This is a genomic window from Candidatus Marimicrobium litorale, assembly GCF_026262645.1.
Lineage (GTDB): Bacteria > Pseudomonadota > Gammaproteobacteria > Pseudomonadales > Halieaceae > Marimicrobium > Marimicrobium litorale.
In genome coordinates, this window is record NZ_SHNO01000001.1 from 2,173,206 (window position 1) to 2,191,712 (window position 18,507).

An 18,507-nucleotide genomic window follows, 5' to 3' on the forward strand; every position below is an offset into this window, starting at 1 on the left:
ATGAGGCGCTTAAAAACCCTCAACCTGATGTACCTGCTTCCAAATCAGCCCCGGCGCCAAGCGGCGCATGATTGCTCCTATTTTCGCATTTCGCGTGGGATAAACAAAAAACGTGCCTTTATCCAGACAGGACTGGATAGCATCAATAACAACAGACGGCGCAATGGGCTCGCTCTGGTCTTCCAGCATTTTGGGCCAAGCCGTTTCACGACCCTGCTTTAACAGCGGGGTCGCGACCGCAGGCGGGCAAACACAGGCGAAGCGAAGGCCCGAGTCGCGATGCTCGTGATACAAGGTCTCGGTAAAGGCGCGCACAGCAAACTTGGTCGCCGTGTAGGCGCCGGTCAACAGCATCGGAATAATACCGGCCATGGACGCGAAGCTGACAAAATCACCCCTGCCCCTCTCCAGCATACCGGGCAGAACCGCCTGAGTGATATTGACCAGACCACCGTAGTTGATCGCCATCTGCTTGTGGATAATAGCGTTATCCTGCTCAACCAGCTTGCCGAAGGGCATGATCGCTGCGCAGTTGTACAGTCGGTAGATCGGACCACATTGGCTTTCCACCTCTCGCACCGCGGCGCATACAGCATCAAAGTCAGTGATATCGACCGTCCAGCTATGTATGTTGCTAAATGAGTCCGCGGTTTCAGCCATACCCTCGCTGTTCACATCAAGTAACGCCACCGTCAACCCTTGCGCCGCAAAACGCCGGGCAGCCTCGCGACCCATACCACTGCCGCCACCCGTAATCAGCACGGTCTCTGCTCCATTAGACATGTTGTCTTTCTCCCGATCGAATGATAATCAGGCGGCAGTATAGCGGCTCATGCACCTCTCCCAAGGCGACCAGACGCTTTTCCCGGCACTAGTTCAACAGAGCGTCCAGTGCAGCAGCTAACTACTCGGACGGTACCAGATAGGGGACGACCACGCGCGCTCTTGCACAATGGCACGATGGTTAGCCTCGCAGCAGGGCTCGTAACCCTCAGAGACTGTCTCCGGGCGGGCGCAATCTACACCCGCAGTGTTGCACAGGCGCTGACTCCAGCGGCAGCTCGGATTTTCCACCACGCGTGAGTAATAATACGCCGGCCGGGACGGATCGAAATCGCTGTCAGTCCACACGCTGCAGAGCTCGTTATATCCCGGCCCACTGGTTTCACAGGTCGCGGTATTAACACGGGCACCGTTCTGCGCATTGCCGGCCACCTCGTAGACCGCTTCATGACGACCACCCGCTTCATCTGTCCAGCCCTTGACGATCTGTATGCGCTGCAGCGGAGTGCCCGGGACACCTCGCTCTCGTCTCTCCTGGCTCGCGGCAATCAGGAAAGAGGGGCGTTCACCCTCAGCAACCGGCGGCAAATCCGACCCCATGGGCACACCCTCATCGTAGGCAAGCTGCAGCCGGTTAGGGGAGTCGCACATCTGCGCCGGGAAGTTCCAGCCCGCGAAGAAACGACTGACAATCCGCGGTCCACTGGTGGCATAGGTTTCCCTGCGCTGCATGGCATCGAACAGCGCATCACGGCTGTTCTCCCTCGCCCACACGACAGCGAGACCCCCCGGATTGAATTCCACATTATCGGGCAGGCCCGGTGGGACGGAATCACCCGCCGGCGTTCCCGCACCACCGTGGCCTAGAAACGCCTCCTCCCGACTGGCTCCCGGCGTTCCCAAATGCGTGTCGGTGCTGGCGATAACGCCAAAGTGATAGGGATTCACACCGAGACGCTGCTCCAGCGCGAGGCCAGCGGTGAGCGCCGGGCGAACAAACCCCGTGTCAGGCTGCGGTGGATTATCAAACCCCGCTATATTGTCCTGCGACAAGCTTTCAAAGGCACAGAGTTCATCGCGCGTCACGCCCGATTTGAAGTAGCATTCAGAGGCGCCTTTGTGCTGCATGATTTCCACCAGTGGTTCATAGCGCGCTCTTAGCTTCGCATACTCCAGACCCATAGGCGCGCCATCGTCTTCCAACTCGTTGAACATATAGCCCGCACTCATGTTGGAATTATGCGGAATAACCAGCGCCTCACACTCGTCGTCTGCTCCATTGCAGGCGCTTTCAAGGCCATCCCACAACTGTCGAGCGGACGGCGCGTCGATGTAGCTCACAGGCAGCTCAGGCACGGTGGCGTTGCGAAACACCACGTTACGATGCAGATTGCCGCCGCTGCTGGGCTGCAGGCCTGTCCATTCATATCCAACAAAGGTGGTGAATGAACAATCCGCACTGCGATCGTAATACCGCTCCGCGGCGCGCAAAGTGTCTTTCCAGGGCACGAGTGAGGCTTTTTTACAGAGCTCATCATCCGCTCCACACAAACCGAGGTGCGCTGCACCGAGACTTGCCGTGGCGTTAAACAGGTAATATGCCCCGCGCGGCCAATGGCGATAGAGCAGGCATTCCCAGCTGTTATGGCCTTCAACACCAGGGGTATTACACATATGCACCTCGCCGATCAGTTCCGCGTGATCGGAAATCATCGCAAAATCCAGAGGACGGGCCAGCTGCAATGATCGCAGCGGTTCGCCCTCTTTGCTCCAGGGCTGTATGCCAACGCTCTCGCCCTGCGCAAAACCATAGGCCTGCGACGGTGTCGTGCGCGTGCCCTGCGTGCTGGCATCAAGGGAATAGCGTGTATGAACGTGCAGGTCGCCGAAAAATGGCCGCTTGAGGGGGGCGAACTCGGCACAGGGCTCTCTCGATTCGGAATACTGACGCTCGATGACTGCGTCGGTGGCTGACAAACTCACAGAAGAGAGCAACAAACCGCACACCGCGACAAGACGTGTCTTCCAACCCGGAGTTTCAGGGGTAACGGGCATAATCACTTTCCTCCCAGCCATAGCGCACGGCGCGGGCCTCCAGAGCGGCTTTCGCCGGGGCATCAAAGGGCGCAAGGTACACCTGCCAGCGCCCATCGTCCAACCGATACTCAAGAGAGTGACCGGGACCCGCAGGGCGCAATGTCACCAACCCGTCGGATAACTGAATCAAGGGCGATGGGGTGCGACCACGCTCACCACCGGGCTGGAACCGGGCCACCATGACCTCTTCGGGCTCATCACTTGAGTCACCCGTGCGCGATAGCCAGTCATCCATCTCGTCCCGCATGCGTTGCAATACCGCCCGATAGGCCGGGTCGCCACTCAGGTCGTGAGTCTCATGAGGGTCCTGCAGAACATCAAAAAGGCGCTCCTCGCCCGGGGGCTCATACCACTGCCGCTGCACCGCATTCAAATTGGCCTCGCGGTACATAGTGCGCATCTCCCGAACCATGTCCACATTCTCACGAAATCCCAATGCATGTCCGCCGGGCTGGTTGGGGTACCAGCTGCGAATATACTTATACCGATCATCGCGCACCGCCCGTTGCCGATCCGCCACCTCGTCGATACGATCGCGAGAGGCGAAAATATATTGTCGCGGCGAGACCGCACCGGGCAAGAAACTGCGCCCCTGCACATATTCTGGTACCGCCGCGCCGGCCAGCGTCAGGATGGTGGGGGCGAGGTCGATAAAACTGATCATGCGAGACTCGATTTGACCAGGCAGCACACCCGCTGGTCGATAGGTTTTCGGCCAGCGAATAATCATGGGGACGTGAATGCCCGAATCAAACAACTCTCGCTTGGCACGGGGCAATCCGTCACCGTGATCGGTGGTCCAGATAACAATCGTAGAATCCGCAAGTCCGTCAGCTTCCAGACGGGCGAGAATATCCCCCACCTGACGATCCATGGCGGCGATATTGTTGTAATGCCGGGCAAGGTCGTCGCGGACTGTGTTCGTGTCGGGATAATACGGCGGCAATTGCACATCGGCAGCCTGCACCATTTCGGGCACAGGGTCTTCAAGCTGCCACCAGCGCGCCAGTTGCATAGCGAAATGAATCGCGCTCTGGGGCCTATCGCCCAGCGGGCGAAATATGCCGCTCTCGTGCGTTACCATAAAATTGATCAGGCCGAAAAACGGTTGTCCTTTCGCCCGTCTGGACCAATCATCGGCCTGCGCCCCCTCCCTGTTCCAGATTGTAGTCGGACCGCTGCCGGACAACGCGCCGCTGAACTGGTAATCCAGTTTGGCGTCGGTATAAGTGTAATACCCCGCGCGGCGCAGCAACTCGGGGTAAGCTTTGACCTCCGCTGGTGGCACCGAAAAATACCCACCGGCCGGACGGCTGCTGCTGCGCATATGCTGCGTGCCGGTGGCTATCTGGTGCATGCCCAGAATGTGCGCAGCCCGACTCGGCGCACAGACACCGGCCGTGGTAAAGGTGCGGGTATAACGCACTCCCTCAGACGCCAGAGTGTCCAGATGAGGAGTATGGGCAACCGGATCGCCGAATGCACCAACCCGGGCACTCATGTCCTCTGCCATCAGCAACAGGATATTGGGATGATCCCGAGCCTGCACCGGCACGATCGACGCCAGCAACAGCACGATCAGCGCAAGGCACCGGTAAAACCTGAAATATCTGCCGTCCATATCTGTGCAATGTAGAGATTTTCGATATCGCCTGCAATCGGAAACACAGCCACCGACAAACCGCACAAACCAGTCAACCGCAGAAATTCTTCAAAACTACGGATAACCGCTTCCTGATATAGTGCATACCGCACTCGACGATAGGCGATCCAATGGCCAAGGAATACTGGTATTTTGTTGCGGGAGCACTGCTCGTATTGCTCCCAGCCCTGCTATTCGTAGCGGTGAAAAAACTCCACCTGCTCGATGTAAAGCCTGATCAAATCATCACCTACGCAGGCGACAGCGGGCAGGCAATGGACCTGCACGCGTTCAAGGCCAGGAACACCGTGGGCGACACCGCACCCGCCCTTCTGCTTTTTCACGGCGGCGCCTGGATGCTGGGTGCCCCCCGAGACCTGCACCGTCACTGCGACTTTTTCGCTGAGCGGGGCATCCATTGCTTTTCTGCGGCGTATCGACTGGGGCCTGACAGCGGCCCCGATGTGGAGGGCGCCCTGGAGGATGCGCGAGCAGCCTTTGACTACCTGGTGGATAACGCGGCGGCCCTGACAATCGACCCTGCGCACATCGCTGTCGGTGGTGGCTCCTCGGGTGGACACCTGGCCGCCGCGCTGGGCACTGGACTGCCGCTGAATCGCACAGGCGTCATGGCTGAAAGGCCAGCCGCGCTGGTGTTGTACAACCCTATGGTCGACCTCTCGCCCTGTACACCCGATCATCACCTGGTGGCGGACTTCTGGGAGAGCGTGTCACCGCTGCATCATGTCGACGCCTCGCTACCCCCCACCCTGCTGATGGTGGGCTCCGAGGATCCGGAAGTACCCATTGCGACGGCGGAGACATTCTGCGCAACCGCTGAGGCAGCGGGCGGATTCTGCGAGCTGGTCATTTACAAGGGCCAAACTCATGGCTTTTTTAACAAGCCGAAATATCTGCGCCTGACCGGGGAGCGCGTTGTTGGCTTTCTCAGTGGCAGAGGTCTGTTTTAACTCACCGGAGCGCAAGTGTCCGCCACTCAGTTTTGCACACCATGGTCGATCCACCGGCCGATAACCTGACATTCCTGAGCGGAGGCGTGAGCCTCATGCGCAGGGCCGAAATCAATATCGTCCGGATACTGGCCATCGCTGCGCCCATCCTGCCGCGATCCAACGCACTTCCAGTACAGTAGCGAATCACGCGCAAACTTCGCTGTCCACTTGCTGGTGTAGGGCCTCGACAGGTACATTTTGTCGGTCATCGCCTGCAGAACCGCGCCACGGCCTTTTTCAGTATTGACCTTGATTGATGAAATTCGCGGATAGCCGTCCCCGGGCGCGGTCATGCGAATCGCATTGATCTGCCCTTTCGGACCCACCCGGGCGATTTTGCCAGCTGCGCCGCCGGGGCCGAATTTCAGGGTCTCGCCCACGGCATATCCTTTACCCCGATGCCTGATTTTTACATTGACCACACGACCGTGCTCACCATGGCCTGATTTTGGTTTATTCCTGGGCCAATCGAACTGCTGGTAGTCCTGGGCAACACTGTAATACAACCTGTCGGTGTCACTTCTGCCCATCTCCCGGTGACAACTGGCACAGCGCTCCTTCAAGATGGGCGCTACATCGGCAAAAGTCACAGGGGGCGAAGCTTCCGGCATCGGCGGATTGGTATTGTAAGCGAGCGTATCCTCAAAGCGCTCCACGGCGCTGTGCTTCAACTTCGCAGCGCGTTCTTCGGAATGGCCATCATGACAACCATGACAGGTGCGAGTCTCTCCGGGGCGCAGCGAATGCAACATCGCATCGTGGGCGATCGCCATCCCGTTCGCGTCAGTGCCCGCCATGATGAGAGGCGTATCGCAGGGCACCCGCATTTTCACCGACCCGTCGGCCTCCAGTGGCTGCGCACCGAGGGAGGCAATCGACTTATGGCCGAGACTGTTGATCGTATCCTCGTACTCCTTTTTATCTTTCCCCTGCCAGCGAATATCCCACATCTCCGGCAACAGGACAGCCAGATTGGCAACATTCTTTGCATAAAAACCCGGATTTTCTGTATTCACTGCGCAGCCCTGGAACGCGCATTGTTGATACAGATTATTCTTCCAGCTGTAGCGTTTAGCGCTGGGATACAACTCTGCTTTGCGTGCATCCACTACCTGCAAGTAGCACCCGACATTCGGGTCAAGCGGCGCCGGTCGGTCAGGCGCGGGCTGACCATGCAACTGCTGGAAGGTGGCGATAGCGCGCGCATCAAACGCCTGCCAATCAGGCCCGCCGGCCATGAATTCCATCTGCCGCTTGTCAAAAGGATCGATAACCATCGGCGCTTTCACCCGATAAATTGCCTTCTGGCAGGTGGGTTCGCCACCCATCGCCTTTCGGGTCGCTTGCTCCAGAGGGGTGATCTCATAACACGAGCCACGGGCGTGGGTAATCATGTACTCTTTATCCGTATCGGGCAGAGGCGCCGGATAACCCGCCTTGCCCAGTGCCTGACCCTTGCCATTGAATCGCACGTCCATATCCTGGTCGTTGCCATACGGGGTGAGCGGAACAAACGAACTGGGGATGTAGCGCCCGCTCCCGGGCCAGTTATTGGCGGAATAGGGGTCGGTCTGGCAGCTTTCACGCGAGCAGCCCTCCACGTGAGGGTCACCGTAGTCCATCCCGTAGATGATACCCATGCTGCCCACATGGTTGGCTCGATAGTAGTTGGTGACCGCCAGGCGATCTTTAAAGATTTCCGCCGCAGAGCGCAATGCACGCAACTGCGACCGCCCCTCTCCCCCGTGGGTGCCCTGTGGCAAAAAATCTCGAGTCTTGATCGTGGGGGACTTGTGGCCATTGAGCAATACCGTGGTATCTGCGCCATTGCCGTCTGTGCGACACAGCCACCACTTGTTCTTGACTGTGCCCGCGCGCGGGGTATACGCATCGTAGGTTTTGTTTTCGTGGGCATTCCAGCAGGAATAGACGATGTCCCCATTACTCATAACCGTGGGCGCCAGTGCCATGTTCTCATGAGGACTGATGTTCTTCGCATCAGTGCCATCGATATTCATTGTCCACAACTGCAACGAGCGGGACGAAAGGTCGTAGCCATAATCCTGGGAATGACACGCCGGCGGGTTGAAGCAACGATTGCGGCCATACTGGTCAGTACCGCGATGTGTAGGCCAGGGAAACTTGAACGGGTAGGTATTGCTCCGGTTGCTGACAAACACGATCTTATCGTTGGTCAGCCACTCGGGTTGTCGATCGATAGCCTTGGCCGGGTGGTGAGGTATCGGGGTGTTCTCCCCCGTAACAAGATCATAAATCCACAAGCGGGCAGATCGCAGCCGCGGGATATCATAAATACCCATCTTGACCCCGAGGTACTGCACCTCGACGAGTCGCGCTCCCTCACCCACCGAATACACGATCTTGGTACCGTCAGGACTGACACGTGCCTCGTGGGCTACGCAGATTTCTTCCGAGGTCGTGCAGTTATACACAACCTTGACGTTACCCTTGAGGTCATCGATAACGATATCCGCCTCCGCGATACCGCCATTGATACGCCCTACATCTGTCGCATGCTGCCAGTTGGCCGCATCGTCTATGCGTGCGCCGGGTACTGGCTTGGTAGCAAGCGGCTGCCGTGTGTATACCAGCTTCCAGTCCGACTGAACCGCGGCAGTGGGCGCACTACTCTGCGCCGTGTCGCCAGCAGGGGCGGCCACAGCGCCCAGTGGAGCAAAAAAAAGTAGTAGCAGTGAAAAAAGTCTTGTCACCTGAAATCCTGTCACCTGTCTTAATCGAAGCTGGGAACGCGCCGCCTGAAAGAGACCGCCAACATTACCGCCACATCGCAGTGTATCTCGAAGCGAGCCGTTTGAGTATCCACTCCGGCGGGCGTAAAAAGGCTGTATACTTCGAGAACAGTCCTATCAGCACATTGATTCACTTAAGGGGTGCTCAGCACGGCCTGATGAAGCCATTCAACCGGGCAGAGCTCCGCGTAACGCCGCGCGTGTGCAAGCGCGAGACCCAGTCACCGACCCGGCCTGGTAAAATTACCCTCTAGCCAATTATAGTCACTTTCAAGAGGTCATATTGATGGACAAGCGCATTATTACCGCTGTTTTGGCCACACTGCTCTCGACACTGCTGGCGGTCTGCGCGGCAGCCAGCGAGCCGACACCAAAAAGCGCGTTCAGCGCGGATAAAACGGCGCCACCTGCGGCAAAAAGGCCGGGTTCAATGCCGTTCTCCCGCACAGAGGAGCGCGAGCCCTGCGCCGACTACGACCCCTTGCGACGGCCCCACTTCGGAGACCTGCACGTCCACACGGCCTGGTCTTTCGATGCCAGTACACAGGACACGCGCAATCGCCCCATCGATGCCTACCGCTTCGCCATGGGAAAGCCCATGGGGATTCAGCCTTACGATGAAAACGACCAGCCCATCCGCACCATTCGCATCGACCGCCCGCTGGATTTTACTGCGGTCACCGATCACGCTGCCTTTTTGGGCGAAGTCAGGATTTGCACCTCGCCGGATGAAGACGGTTACTGGCACCCGGTATGCCTCGTACACCGGTATCTTCCACAGTGGTCTTTTCTCACCTTTGGGGCCGCAGGACTGAGCTATAAACAAAGGCTGGGGCCCTGCGGCGAAAACAACGAAACCTGCCTCGGTAAGGCAGCTGACACCTGGCGGGACATTCGTGCAGACACCGAGCAAGCCTACGACCGCTCCAGTGACTGCACCTTCACCAGTTTCCATGGCTACGAGTGGACCGCTGGCCTGCAGACAGGCCAAAACCTTCACCACAATGTGATTTTTCGCAACAACACGGTGCCGGACCATGCCAAGAGCTGGATAGAAACACCGTCACAAGTTGACCTGTGGGATTATCTCGATCAGGAGTGCGTGGAAGGCCTGCCAGGCTGCGACGCCGTTGTCATTCCCCACAACTCGAATCTAAGCGCGGGCCTGATGTTTGAGACCGCCTATACAGGAGACGATACAGCCACCGGCACGATTACTGCGGAGGAGGCGCAACGTCGCGCTCGCTGGAACACTCTATTCGAGCTTATGCAGCACAAGGGGTCATCCGAATGCGACAACCGCCTGCCGATTTGGGCGGACGAAGATGCCTGCGGCTTCGAGAAAATGGGCTACGACCGCTTTGGTGGCAAGAACACCGGCGACGTCCCTTTCGCTAAATTGGGGTGGGCAGCCAATCTGATTGGCATGGAGGCGCCCGAAACCGTCCCCCCCGGGGAGGCCAATTTCCTGCGCCACGGCCTGAAAAAGGGCCTGCAGCAGCAGCAGGAGCTGGGCGCCAACGGCTTCAAATTCGGGCTTATCTCCAGTACTGACACCCATATCGCCGCGCCCGGACTTACCATGGAGACAAACCACCCGGGGCACGGTGGCGCGGGCATGGGTGCCCGGGATGGCCTACCGGTAGGCCTGCCAGACGAACTGGAGTACAACCCCGGTGGTCATGCCGTGCTCTATGCGGAGGAGAACAGCCGCGATGCGCTGTTTGCTGCCATGCAGCGCAGGGAGGCTTATGCGACCTCGGGCACGCGACCGGTAGTGCGCTTCTTTGGCGGTTGGGATTATTCGGATGACCTGTGTGAATCCGCGAACATGGTGTCCATGGGGTATACCGGCGGCGTCCCTATGGGCGGCGACCTTTTGCCGCGCGGCGAGTCCGCTAGTGCACCGCGCTTTGTTGTCTCAGCCACTATGGATAGCGGCACCGAGGAATACCCCGGGAATCCGCTTCAGCGTGTGCAAATTATCAAAGGCTGGTACGAGCAGGATGAACTGCACGAGCGGGTTATTGATGTGGCAGGCGGGGCGAACGATGCACGCGTCGATATAAACAACTGTGAAACGTCAGGCAGCGGTCATACCGAGCTGTGCTCGGTGTGGGAAGATCCAGACTTCAATCCACAGGCGCAAGCGTTCTACTATACGCGTGTACTGGAAAACCCGAGCTGCCGGTGGAGCCAGCGTATCTGTGCGAATGCGGGTGTGCGCTGCGACAACCCCGCGACTATACCCCCGGGGATGGAGAACTGCTGCGTCCCTGAGCATCGTAAAGTAATACAGGAACGGGCCTGGAGTTCGCCGATCTGGTATACGCCCGCGGGATAGCCCGTATTAAAGTGGGTTCGCAGTTCCCTCGCATAGCCGGGAAAGCTCTCAATGGTTATCTGGTGACATAGCGGCATTCAACTTATACTGCTGAAAAGCCCATACAGGCAGCAACTATGAAGCAGTGCGCAGTAATGATGCAGTCTCCGCCTGAACCTCAGCAAATAATGGCCTTTTCATTGCACCACGGGAGGATGCCCTGTCGATATGAATGATGATATCGCCTGTCCCGGCTGTGATCTGATAGTCAACGTATCCGCGCTGCAGCACGGGCACAATGCCTCTTGTCCTCGCTGCGGGCATTTCTTGACACGCATGCGAAATAACAGCTTCGATCGCATCATCGCCTTCGCCTTGGCGGGCCTTATATTCCTTGCGCTATCGCTTTTCTACCCGTTCCTGTCTTTCTCCAGCAGCGGCCTGGAGAGCATAATGACACTGCCGCAAACACCGGGAACACTGTGGCACTATGGCATGCCAGAGATCGCCCTGGTGGTGTCCGCTTTTATTATTGTTATTCCCGCGATCGTGCTGGTGATGATACTTTCATTGTGTGTACCGCTGCGCCAGCGACGACACACCTCGCTACTGGCGCCCTTGGCACGGGGTATTTTTACTCTGCAGGCGTGGGCCATGGTAGAGGTCTTCATTATCGGTGTGATTGTAGCGTTGACCAAAATTGCGGCTATGGCCACCGTTGTCATAGGATTCTCTTTTTGGGCCTACGCGATCTTCGCCGTCTGCTTTATTGTCTCGGTCGCCAATCTGGATCGCTACCAGTGCTGGCAGCTCATTGAAGCGCTTGGTGTAAAGTCATGAGCAAAGCGGAAACAGGCGCAGGCCGCGGACTCGCCACCTGTCACTTATGCTACAAACTGGCGCCGGTTGACCTGCATCGCTGCCCGCGCTGCGGGACCACCCTGCACTTGCGTAAAAACGACAGCATCCAGCGGACGCTGGCGCTGCTGTTTACCGCCTGTTTGCTGTATATCCCCGCCAATATGTACCCCGTTATGTATACCGATCAACTGGGCACTGAAACCGCCAGTACCATTCTGGGCGGCGTGGTATTATTGATTAACCTCGACTCAATTCCTGTTGCCGCCGTCATATTCATGTTCAGCGTTATGGTGCCCTCAGGGAAACTGATGGCGATTTTTTACCTGGTATGGACGGCCGAACGGCATTCACGTCTAAATCCGCGACAGCGTTCGATTATGTACCGCATCACAGAATTCGTTGGTAAATGGTCGATGGTCGATGTATTCGTAGTCTCTATACTCGTTACACTGGTGCACTTAAACGGTTTACTGGTGATCCGACCGGGAATTGCGGCCCTGTGTTTCGCTGGCGTAGTTATTGTGACTATGCTCGCCGCCGAAAGCTTTGACCCCAGACTGATTTGGGACAACATGGAAGATACAAATAATGACGGCTGAAAAAGCGCAAATCGAGGACTCAAGATCAATCTCGGCAATCTGGATTATTCCACTGCTCGCGCTTGTTTTGGGTGCGTACATGGTGGTGCACAACTGGATGACCGAGGGACCGGATATTGAGATTGCCTTTAAGACTGCCAGTGGTCTCGAGGAGGGAAAGACAAAAATAAAATACCGCAACGTCACCATGGGCGTGGTGGAGGAAGTGCGCCTGAATAAAAACTTTGACGGCGTAATTGCCACCGCCAAACTGGACCGCCAGACCCTGCCGTTACTGCGGGGCGATACGAAGTTCTGGGTGGTCACCGCCCGCGTGGGACTGGGCAACATCTCCGGATTAGATACACTATTATCAGGGGCATACATTCAGCTGGCACCGGGAAAAGGCGATAAGGAGAAGCGTAAATTTGTCGCACTGGAGCAGCCCCCGCTGACGCCGGCGGATGCCCCCGGTGTCCGCGTTCACCTCACCAGCAAAAAATCTTCCTCCATCAGCGCCGGTGATGCAGTCCTTTACGCGGGCTACAACGTGGGGCGGGTGGAAACCATGGAGTTCAACGTTAGCAGCAGGGAGTTGCAATACACCCTGTTCATTGAAGCGCCCTACCATGACCTTGTTGATTCGCACTCGCGCTTCTGGGATGCCAGCGGTATATCACTCAGCGCCGGGGCCGCAGGCTTCAAAGTAGAGACTGGATCGCTGGAGACCGTTCTTCTTGGTGGCGTCGCCTTTGGATTGCCTCCCGGTATAGCCAAGGGCAAGCCGGTTGGCAGTGATGTAAATTTCAAACTGTATGATTCCTATGATGATATTAAGGAAAACCCCTTCCGCTACGGCACTTACTACGTCACCTCATTCGCCCAGTCGATCAAGGGTTTAGTGCCCGGAGCCCCAGTAGAGTACCGTGGCATTACGCTGGGCAAGGTAGAGAGAATTATGCTCAAAGAAAGCTTTCAGGCCAATATCGCACTCGGCACCCAGGGTGAGGGTGCAAAAATACCCGTGCTTATTTATGTTGAACCCGGGCGCCTTGAAATGCCCGACGACGCGCAATCGATCGGTGAGCTGCATAAGTCGATCACGCGTGGTGTGAGCAATGGAATGCGCGCTTCGCTGGAAACCGGCAACCTGCTCACCGGCGCAAAATTCATCAATATCGATTATTACGACGATACCGAGGCCGCAACAGTGGGCAAGTTTGATAACTACCCCACCATCCCCTCCCTGGAAACCGGACTGGGTCAGCTTGAACAGAAGGTGACCTCAATACTCGACAAGCTCAATGCGCTGCCTCTTGATACCACCATTACTGAAGCAAACAACACTATCGCCACGCTAAACAGCACGCTGGAAAACCTGAACAATCTGGTGATGGCCGATGGCACACAGGGGTTAACGGCACAGCTGGATCAAACCCTGAAAGAACTCAGTAATGTACTGGAAGGTTTTTCTTCCGGCTCTGGAGCCTACCAAAGTATCAACTCCAGTTTATTGCGTCTCAACCGCACGCTGGGCAATATAGAATCGCTGTCACGTACACTCACCGAAAAACCCAACGCGGTTGTCTTTCCATCGAAACCCGCCCCCGACCCTGTTCCCGACCCTGTTCCCGAGGTGAGCAACCAATGAAATATACCTACCTGTTATTGCTGGCACTACTTGCAGGGTGCGCCGGCCAACCGACGGAGCCCAACAGCTACTTGCTGCGCTCTAGCCATCAGCTTACAACGCGCGCGCTTGAGCCCTCAAAAGAATTTTCCATGGGCACCGTGGAAGTTGCATCGTACATTGATCAGCCAGGTCTCGTGCTAGAGACGAAAAACGGTGACATGCACGCTGCGCGAAATAACTTGTGGGCCGAACCGATTTACGAGGGGGTTCGTAACCTGCTCGTTACCAATATCTCTCAGCTCAGCAATATGGATTTGCTGCCGCATAAGCTGACGAAAACTCCCATCGTGCTGGATATTTATATCGACCAGTTACACGGCACTCGCGAGGGTTCAGCCAAGTTGGTCGCCCTGTGGTGGCTGCGTTCGGGAGACCAACTAGTCTCGGCACACCAGTTTTCCGAGGAAAAACCCCTGACATCGGCCGGCTATCCTGCGCTGGTTCAGGCCGAGGAAGCGCTGCTGGAAGACCTGGCGCGGGCGATAGCGAACACACTGGTAATGAGCAAAGAATCCTGATTCGCCGGCACCAGCGCGGCGCACTGAGGATGAGGTAGCAGCGCGAGCAGGACAAGCTGCCCTGTCCGGACTTTGGTCGCGATGAAGTGGCCGTTGTCAGGAATACACTGGATTATCCGCCCACGGCGTCTCCGCGGGCATAAAAAAAGCCTCGGCGATTGCCCGCCGAGGCTTCCTGTTATTCAGCCCAACCGTCTAGAATCTGCGCCCCAGATTAGCAGACAGCATCGCGACCTTACTCTTATTGAAATTGATGCTGGCGTCATTCTGTGCATAGACCACACCCACTCTGGCGACCCACTTTTCCCAGCCCATCGGCTCAGGAATGCTGACCTCACTGGAAAACATGTACACATCGGCATCGTTTTTATCGAGGAAGATGGGGTTGTCCTTGTCGCCATCAAGACGCTGATAAACCGCTTTGTTTGCCCATGAATAACTCGAGTTACTGTAGACCATCGCTACGCCCAGTTCGAATCCATCCTGAGCCATCGCATCACCATCGAGGTCGCGATCCAGGTATGCCACACTGGGGCGAACCACGTACTCGCCGCTATTGATAACGAATTGGTAGCCCAGCTCCGCTCGATTGAGGTTCCCTTCACGGTCCAGCAGATCACGCTGCGCTGAGGAAAGACCCAGGCTCTGGCCGCTCTGCTCATCATCGAGATCGACTTTCAGTGTTTTGACGATCAATTCGAGATCACTGCCGAACATTTTGTCCCATGTAATCATGGCACCGCTGGTTTTATAGTCTGTCGACTTACGGGCCGCTCCCTGCAGATAAGGATCTTCCCAGACTTTTAATCCCACCGCGTCGTTCCCCAACAGGCCTGCCACCTGAATATTACCGACGTTGTCGAAATCGTGGCGCAAGCCCAGCTTCATGTTGCTGGTAAAATCAAGTGAACTCTCTACTGCGTTGTTCAGCGTGACTTCAGTTTTTTTATTGGAAAACAGGTAGGACAACTCCAATTTGAAATTGGGAATAATGATTGTCGTGTTATTGGGCGAATCATAGTTGTAAATTTTGTCGTTGCTCAGGTCAATACCGACGATTTCAGCCAGGAAATTAGACTCGACAATACCACCCGCGGCGCCCGCTCCCACAAACGCGGAAAAACCCGCCTCATCTGGCAGTGGCTGCATAGCCATAGTCGATACTGTAAATGCTGAGATGCCTAGACCTAAGAGGGTTTTTTTCATCTTATCTAATCTCCAGTTTAATCGGTGTCACGAAATGTAACGTGCGAACCGAGTATATCGCTGCACTTTCATCAAGAACAGCGAGAAAAAGACAAAATTTTCACCTCTGCGCACCTGCTTTACCCCAGAGCCGGCAGTAATAAACACCGCAAGGCCACTGCGAAATGCGAGGAATGTGGCAAAACTCGCGAAAAATTGCCCCTTTTCCCTTCGGCAGCGCACAAAACATGCCTCGGCGACAGAACCAATGTTATTCTGTCAGTCCGCCGTCCGTAACCGCGCCTGCTCTCTGTTGTTGCTTGCATGAACACAGTAAAAAAAAGAGAAATAAAGGACTGTTTCAGGGCTCAGGCACAAACCAGATTATCGCGTAAATCGATAGCATGCGATGTCGGACGCTTCCGGGGACCAACCGTGAAACCATCGGTAAAGCCTGTCACGTGCACGTTACTCATCACATGCTAAGAGCAACGCTGGCATCCATGCTGCTGGGCCTCGCTATGCTACTGGCAGTCCTCATGCTTTTTTTTCATCCGCCCAGCAGTGGTGAATCGCCACTGCAGGCTATCAATATGACTGAGGAAACGCTCGAAGTCGTTGCGCCTTCCTGGCAACTCATCGATGGGCGTCTGGATCTCGAATTAGCGGGGTTTGGCGTCGGGGTGGTCACCCTACTGACCCCCGGCATCGACGCGCAGGATTACCCCTACCTGCACTTATCACTAGAACACCCGCCGCCGGACCTTGGCGCGACAATGAGCTTGCGCAAGGGTGGTAAAACGGTCCACCAATACATCCTGGAGGACCAGCCGCTCACTGACCTGTGGATTGCCACGAGGGAATTCAAAGGCTGGGACGGCTCTATAGAGGCCATCACTATAATCCTTACGAGCAAGGAACCCAGCGCCCTGACGGTAACTGATATTTCGCTGCACCCCGCCTCTGCCACGCTACAACTGCGCGCGATACTCTCGGACCTGGGCAGCTTCGCTCCCTGGAAGAGAGCGCAAATGAATACTCACACCGGTGCCGCCAAAGTGGCTTCTTTTTACCCCGTGCCACTGGTTGTGACACTCATGCTACTCAGCTTTGTTGCCTACGGCGTAGTGGTTCTTCTGTCCCGCGGGCGCATCACGTTTAGCTGGACGGTTCCAGCGATGATATTCCTCGCCTGCTGGCTGGTACTGGATCTGGTCTGGCAGAACCGGTTGCTGCGGCAGGTAGCGCACTCTCACCTTACCTTCGCGGGATTAAGCCCCGAGGAGAAACTCGCCGCAGGACCGGACGCCAAGCTGTATCGTTCAATTGCTACCGTGAAAGCACATATAAACGAACCTGATGCCCGGGTAATGGTTGCCACCAGTGACCTCTACGCCGGCATGCGCGCGGCGTATTTCCTCTACCCGCTCAATGCCTACTGGCGACTGGAGCGCCCCGAGCTACCGGATGCGCAGTACCTGCGCAAGGGGGACTACATTTTAGTGCTGAGTCCCTCGCGCGCCTACGCGCACAAGGATAAAGGGGTCAGGCTCCCCGAAACGCGTATGTACCCCGCCGAGATGGTGTATTCCTCGCTCACCATGCGGCTTTTGAGGCTGAAATAAATGGAGAGCGTACTTATCCTGCTCGCCCTTGCACTCCCGATTGCTCTTGGCGGCCTGTGGTTAAGTGTGCTCGTGCCTGCAGACACGCTCGCAAGAACCCCACTGATCTGGAGCCATGGTGCACTACTGGGCCTTGTGTTGGTGCCGCAATTCCTGTGGCTGCAGAACGCCCTGGGGCTCACCTTATCCTTCACCCTCCCCGCGTTAGTCTCGACGATACTGATCCTCACCGCCTCCGTTATCCTGCTTCGCAGAACGCCTATTTCGAACCGGACGCAGCCGGCACTGCGCGCACTGAGCAAAATGACCGCCGCTCAGAAGTGGCTCTTCATGCTGCTGCTGATCCTGCTGATTGTCCGACTGGCTTTGCTCGGAACGGAGGTTTTCCTGCGACCGCTATTCCCCTGGGATGCGACCATGCACTGGGCCACCAAGGCCAAGGTATGGTTTGAGTATCGCAGCATAGTGCCCTTTACAGACAACCTGTCCTGGCTGCAGGCGTTTGGCGAGGGCGTTTTTACCGACCGGCATCCCAACTACCCCTCAACCATTCCCCTGCTGCAGGTGTGGATGAACCTCGCCGCGGGTGAGTGGAATGAAAGCCTGATGAATCTGCCATGGCTGGTCTGCCTGGCCGCACTGGGGGGTGCCTTCTACAGCCAACTGCGCATCGCAGGCGTTGAGCCCACCCTCAGCATGGTATTCACCTATTTCCTGCTGTCTATGCCCTTGATCAACACCCATGTTGCGCTGGCAGGCTACGCAGACCTTTTTGTAGGTGCGGCGTATTGCGCAGCACTCATGGCACTGCATAACTGGGTTTGCGGGAAACAGGCCTGGCAAAGAGTCCTGCTGATACTTTTCGCTCTTTGCCTGATACGACTGAAAATAGAGGGGTATCTGTGGGCGCTGTTACTCGCGCCCGGCCTGATCGTCGCGCTAGCACCGAAGCACGCAGTGATTCGCCTGGCGGGCATCGGCATACTCTGCGTCATTGGGCTTGTCGTGTTCAGGCAGGTCGCGCCTGAGTCATTGCATCCCTTCCTGCAGCAGTTCACACCTCTCAGCATGAAGGGGCTGATGGGCATCATCAAAAGTGTCTTTCTGCACGCTAACTGGCACCTGTTTGCCTACCTGCTGCCCATGGTGGCTGCCCTTTCCCTGCTCTTGCCATTATCAGTTCTGAAGACTTATCGCGGTATCGCCACCGCTTTGTTTGCCTCGGTCGGTGCCTTCCTGTTCCTGTTTCTGTTCACCGTATTTTCGCTGGGGTCGGCCAACTTTACCGGCGTAGGGCGACTGAGCATTCAGCTGGCCCCGGGCCTGATGTTTCTCTGCGCGCTGCTGAGCAATGCAATACTGGTCCGCCAGGTGTGGCCGGCCAAGGGCACGGGGCATCGCTAACCGGGCTATCAGGC

General features: G+C 56.7%; 13 protein-coding genes. 8 read left to right on the plus strand and 5 right to left on the minus strand.

What is annotated here, in order from left to right; translation table 11 throughout:
- Positions 1 to 9: 9 nt before the first annotated feature.
- The 3 genes from EYC82_RS09680 to EYC82_RS09690 all read right to left on the minus strand — a co-directional run bounded on the left by EYC82_RS09680 (position 10) and on the right by EYC82_RS09690 (position 4,501).
- Positions 10 to 783, minus strand: a complete 774-nt coding sequence (locus EYC82_RS09680; protein WP_279249329.1) for an SDR family NAD(P)-dependent oxidoreductase — start codon at positions 781 to 783, stop codon at positions 10 to 12.
- Between the two features lie 117 nt (positions 784 to 900).
- On the minus strand, positions 901 to 2,838 hold the full coding sequence (locus EYC82_RS09685) for a DUF3604 domain-containing protein (RefSeq protein WP_279249330.1): 1,938 nt from the start codon (positions 2,836 to 2,838) through the stop codon (positions 901 to 903).
- Entirely contained in the window at positions 2,822 to 4,501 is a 1,680-nt protein-coding gene (locus tag EYC82_RS09690; RefSeq protein ID WP_279249331.1) for a sulfatase-like hydrolase/transferase, read from the minus strand. The genes EYC82_RS09685 and EYC82_RS09690 overlap by 17 nt, the downstream gene beginning before the upstream one ends.
- 152 nt (positions 4,502 to 4,653) lie before the next feature.
- Here EYC82_RS09690 and EYC82_RS09695 point away from each other — a divergent pair, with 152 nt between their 5' ends.
- The gene (locus EYC82_RS09695; protein ID WP_279249332.1) at positions 4,654 to 5,493 is read left to right on the plus strand and encodes an alpha/beta hydrolase; all 840 of its coding nucleotides are present in this window, start codon (positions 4,654 to 4,656) and stop codon (positions 5,491 to 5,493) included.
- Between the two features lie 26 nt (positions 5,494 to 5,519).
- Here EYC82_RS09695 and EYC82_RS09700 read toward each other — a convergent pair whose 3' ends face one another.
- Positions 5,520 to 8,267, minus strand: a complete 2,748-nt coding sequence (locus EYC82_RS09700; RefSeq protein ID WP_279249333.1) for an HzsA-related protein — start codon at positions 8,265 to 8,267, stop codon at positions 5,520 to 5,522.
- 325 nt (positions 8,268 to 8,592) lie between these two features.
- On the opposite strand from EYC82_RS09700, the gene EYC82_RS09705 reads away from it, so the two are divergent.
- From EYC82_RS09705 to EYC82_RS09725, 5 genes are all read left to right on the plus strand, one after another.
- Complete coding sequence (locus tag EYC82_RS09705) at positions 8,593 to 10,650, plus strand: DUF3604 domain-containing protein (RefSeq protein WP_279249334.1); 2,058 nt, start codon at positions 8,593 to 8,595, stop codon at positions 10,648 to 10,650.
- A gap of 207 nt (positions 10,651 to 10,857) precedes the next feature.
- Complete coding sequence (locus EYC82_RS09710) at positions 10,858 to 11,469, plus strand: paraquat-inducible protein A (RefSeq protein WP_279249335.1); 612 nt, start codon at positions 10,858 to 10,860, stop codon at positions 11,467 to 11,469.
- Positions 11,466 to 12,089, plus strand: coding sequence for a paraquat-inducible protein A (locus EYC82_RS09715; RefSeq protein ID WP_279249336.1), 624 nt, complete (start codon positions 11,466 to 11,468; stop codon positions 12,087 to 12,089). The genes EYC82_RS09710 and EYC82_RS09715 overlap by 4 nt, the downstream gene beginning before the upstream one ends.
- Positions 12,079 to 13,719, plus strand: a complete 1,641-nt coding sequence (gene pqiB / locus EYC82_RS09720) for an intermembrane transport protein PqiB (RefSeq protein WP_279249337.1) — start codon at positions 12,079 to 12,081, stop codon at positions 13,717 to 13,719. Before EYC82_RS09715 ends, pqiB begins: the two co-directional genes overlap by 11 nt.
- Positions 13,716 to 14,279 carry a PqiC family protein gene (locus EYC82_RS09725; RefSeq protein ID WP_279249338.1) on the plus strand — a complete coding sequence of 188 codons (564 nt, stop codon included), beginning with the start codon at positions 13,716 to 13,718 and terminating at the stop codon, positions 14,277 to 14,279. The genes pqiB and EYC82_RS09725 overlap by 4 nt, the downstream gene beginning before the upstream one ends.
- A gap of 195 nt (positions 14,280 to 14,474) precedes the next feature.
- On the opposite strand, the gene EYC82_RS09730 is transcribed toward EYC82_RS09725, so the two are convergent.
- Entirely contained in the window at positions 14,475 to 15,485 is a 1,011-nt protein-coding gene (locus tag EYC82_RS09730; protein ID WP_279249339.1) for a DUF2860 family protein, read from the minus strand.
- A 383-nt stretch (positions 15,486 to 15,868) separates the two neighbouring features.
- Between EYC82_RS09730 and EYC82_RS09735 the strand changes: the two genes are divergently transcribed.
- Complete coding sequence (locus EYC82_RS09735; RefSeq protein WP_279249340.1) at positions 15,869 to 17,089, plus strand: hypothetical protein; 1,221 nt, start codon at positions 15,869 to 15,871, stop codon at positions 17,087 to 17,089.
- Positions 17,090 to 18,493, plus strand: coding sequence for a hypothetical protein (locus EYC82_RS09740; protein WP_279249341.1), 1,404 nt, complete (start codon positions 17,090 to 17,092; stop codon positions 18,491 to 18,493). It begins immediately after the preceding gene.
- Positions 18,494 to 18,507 lie beyond the last annotated feature (14 nt).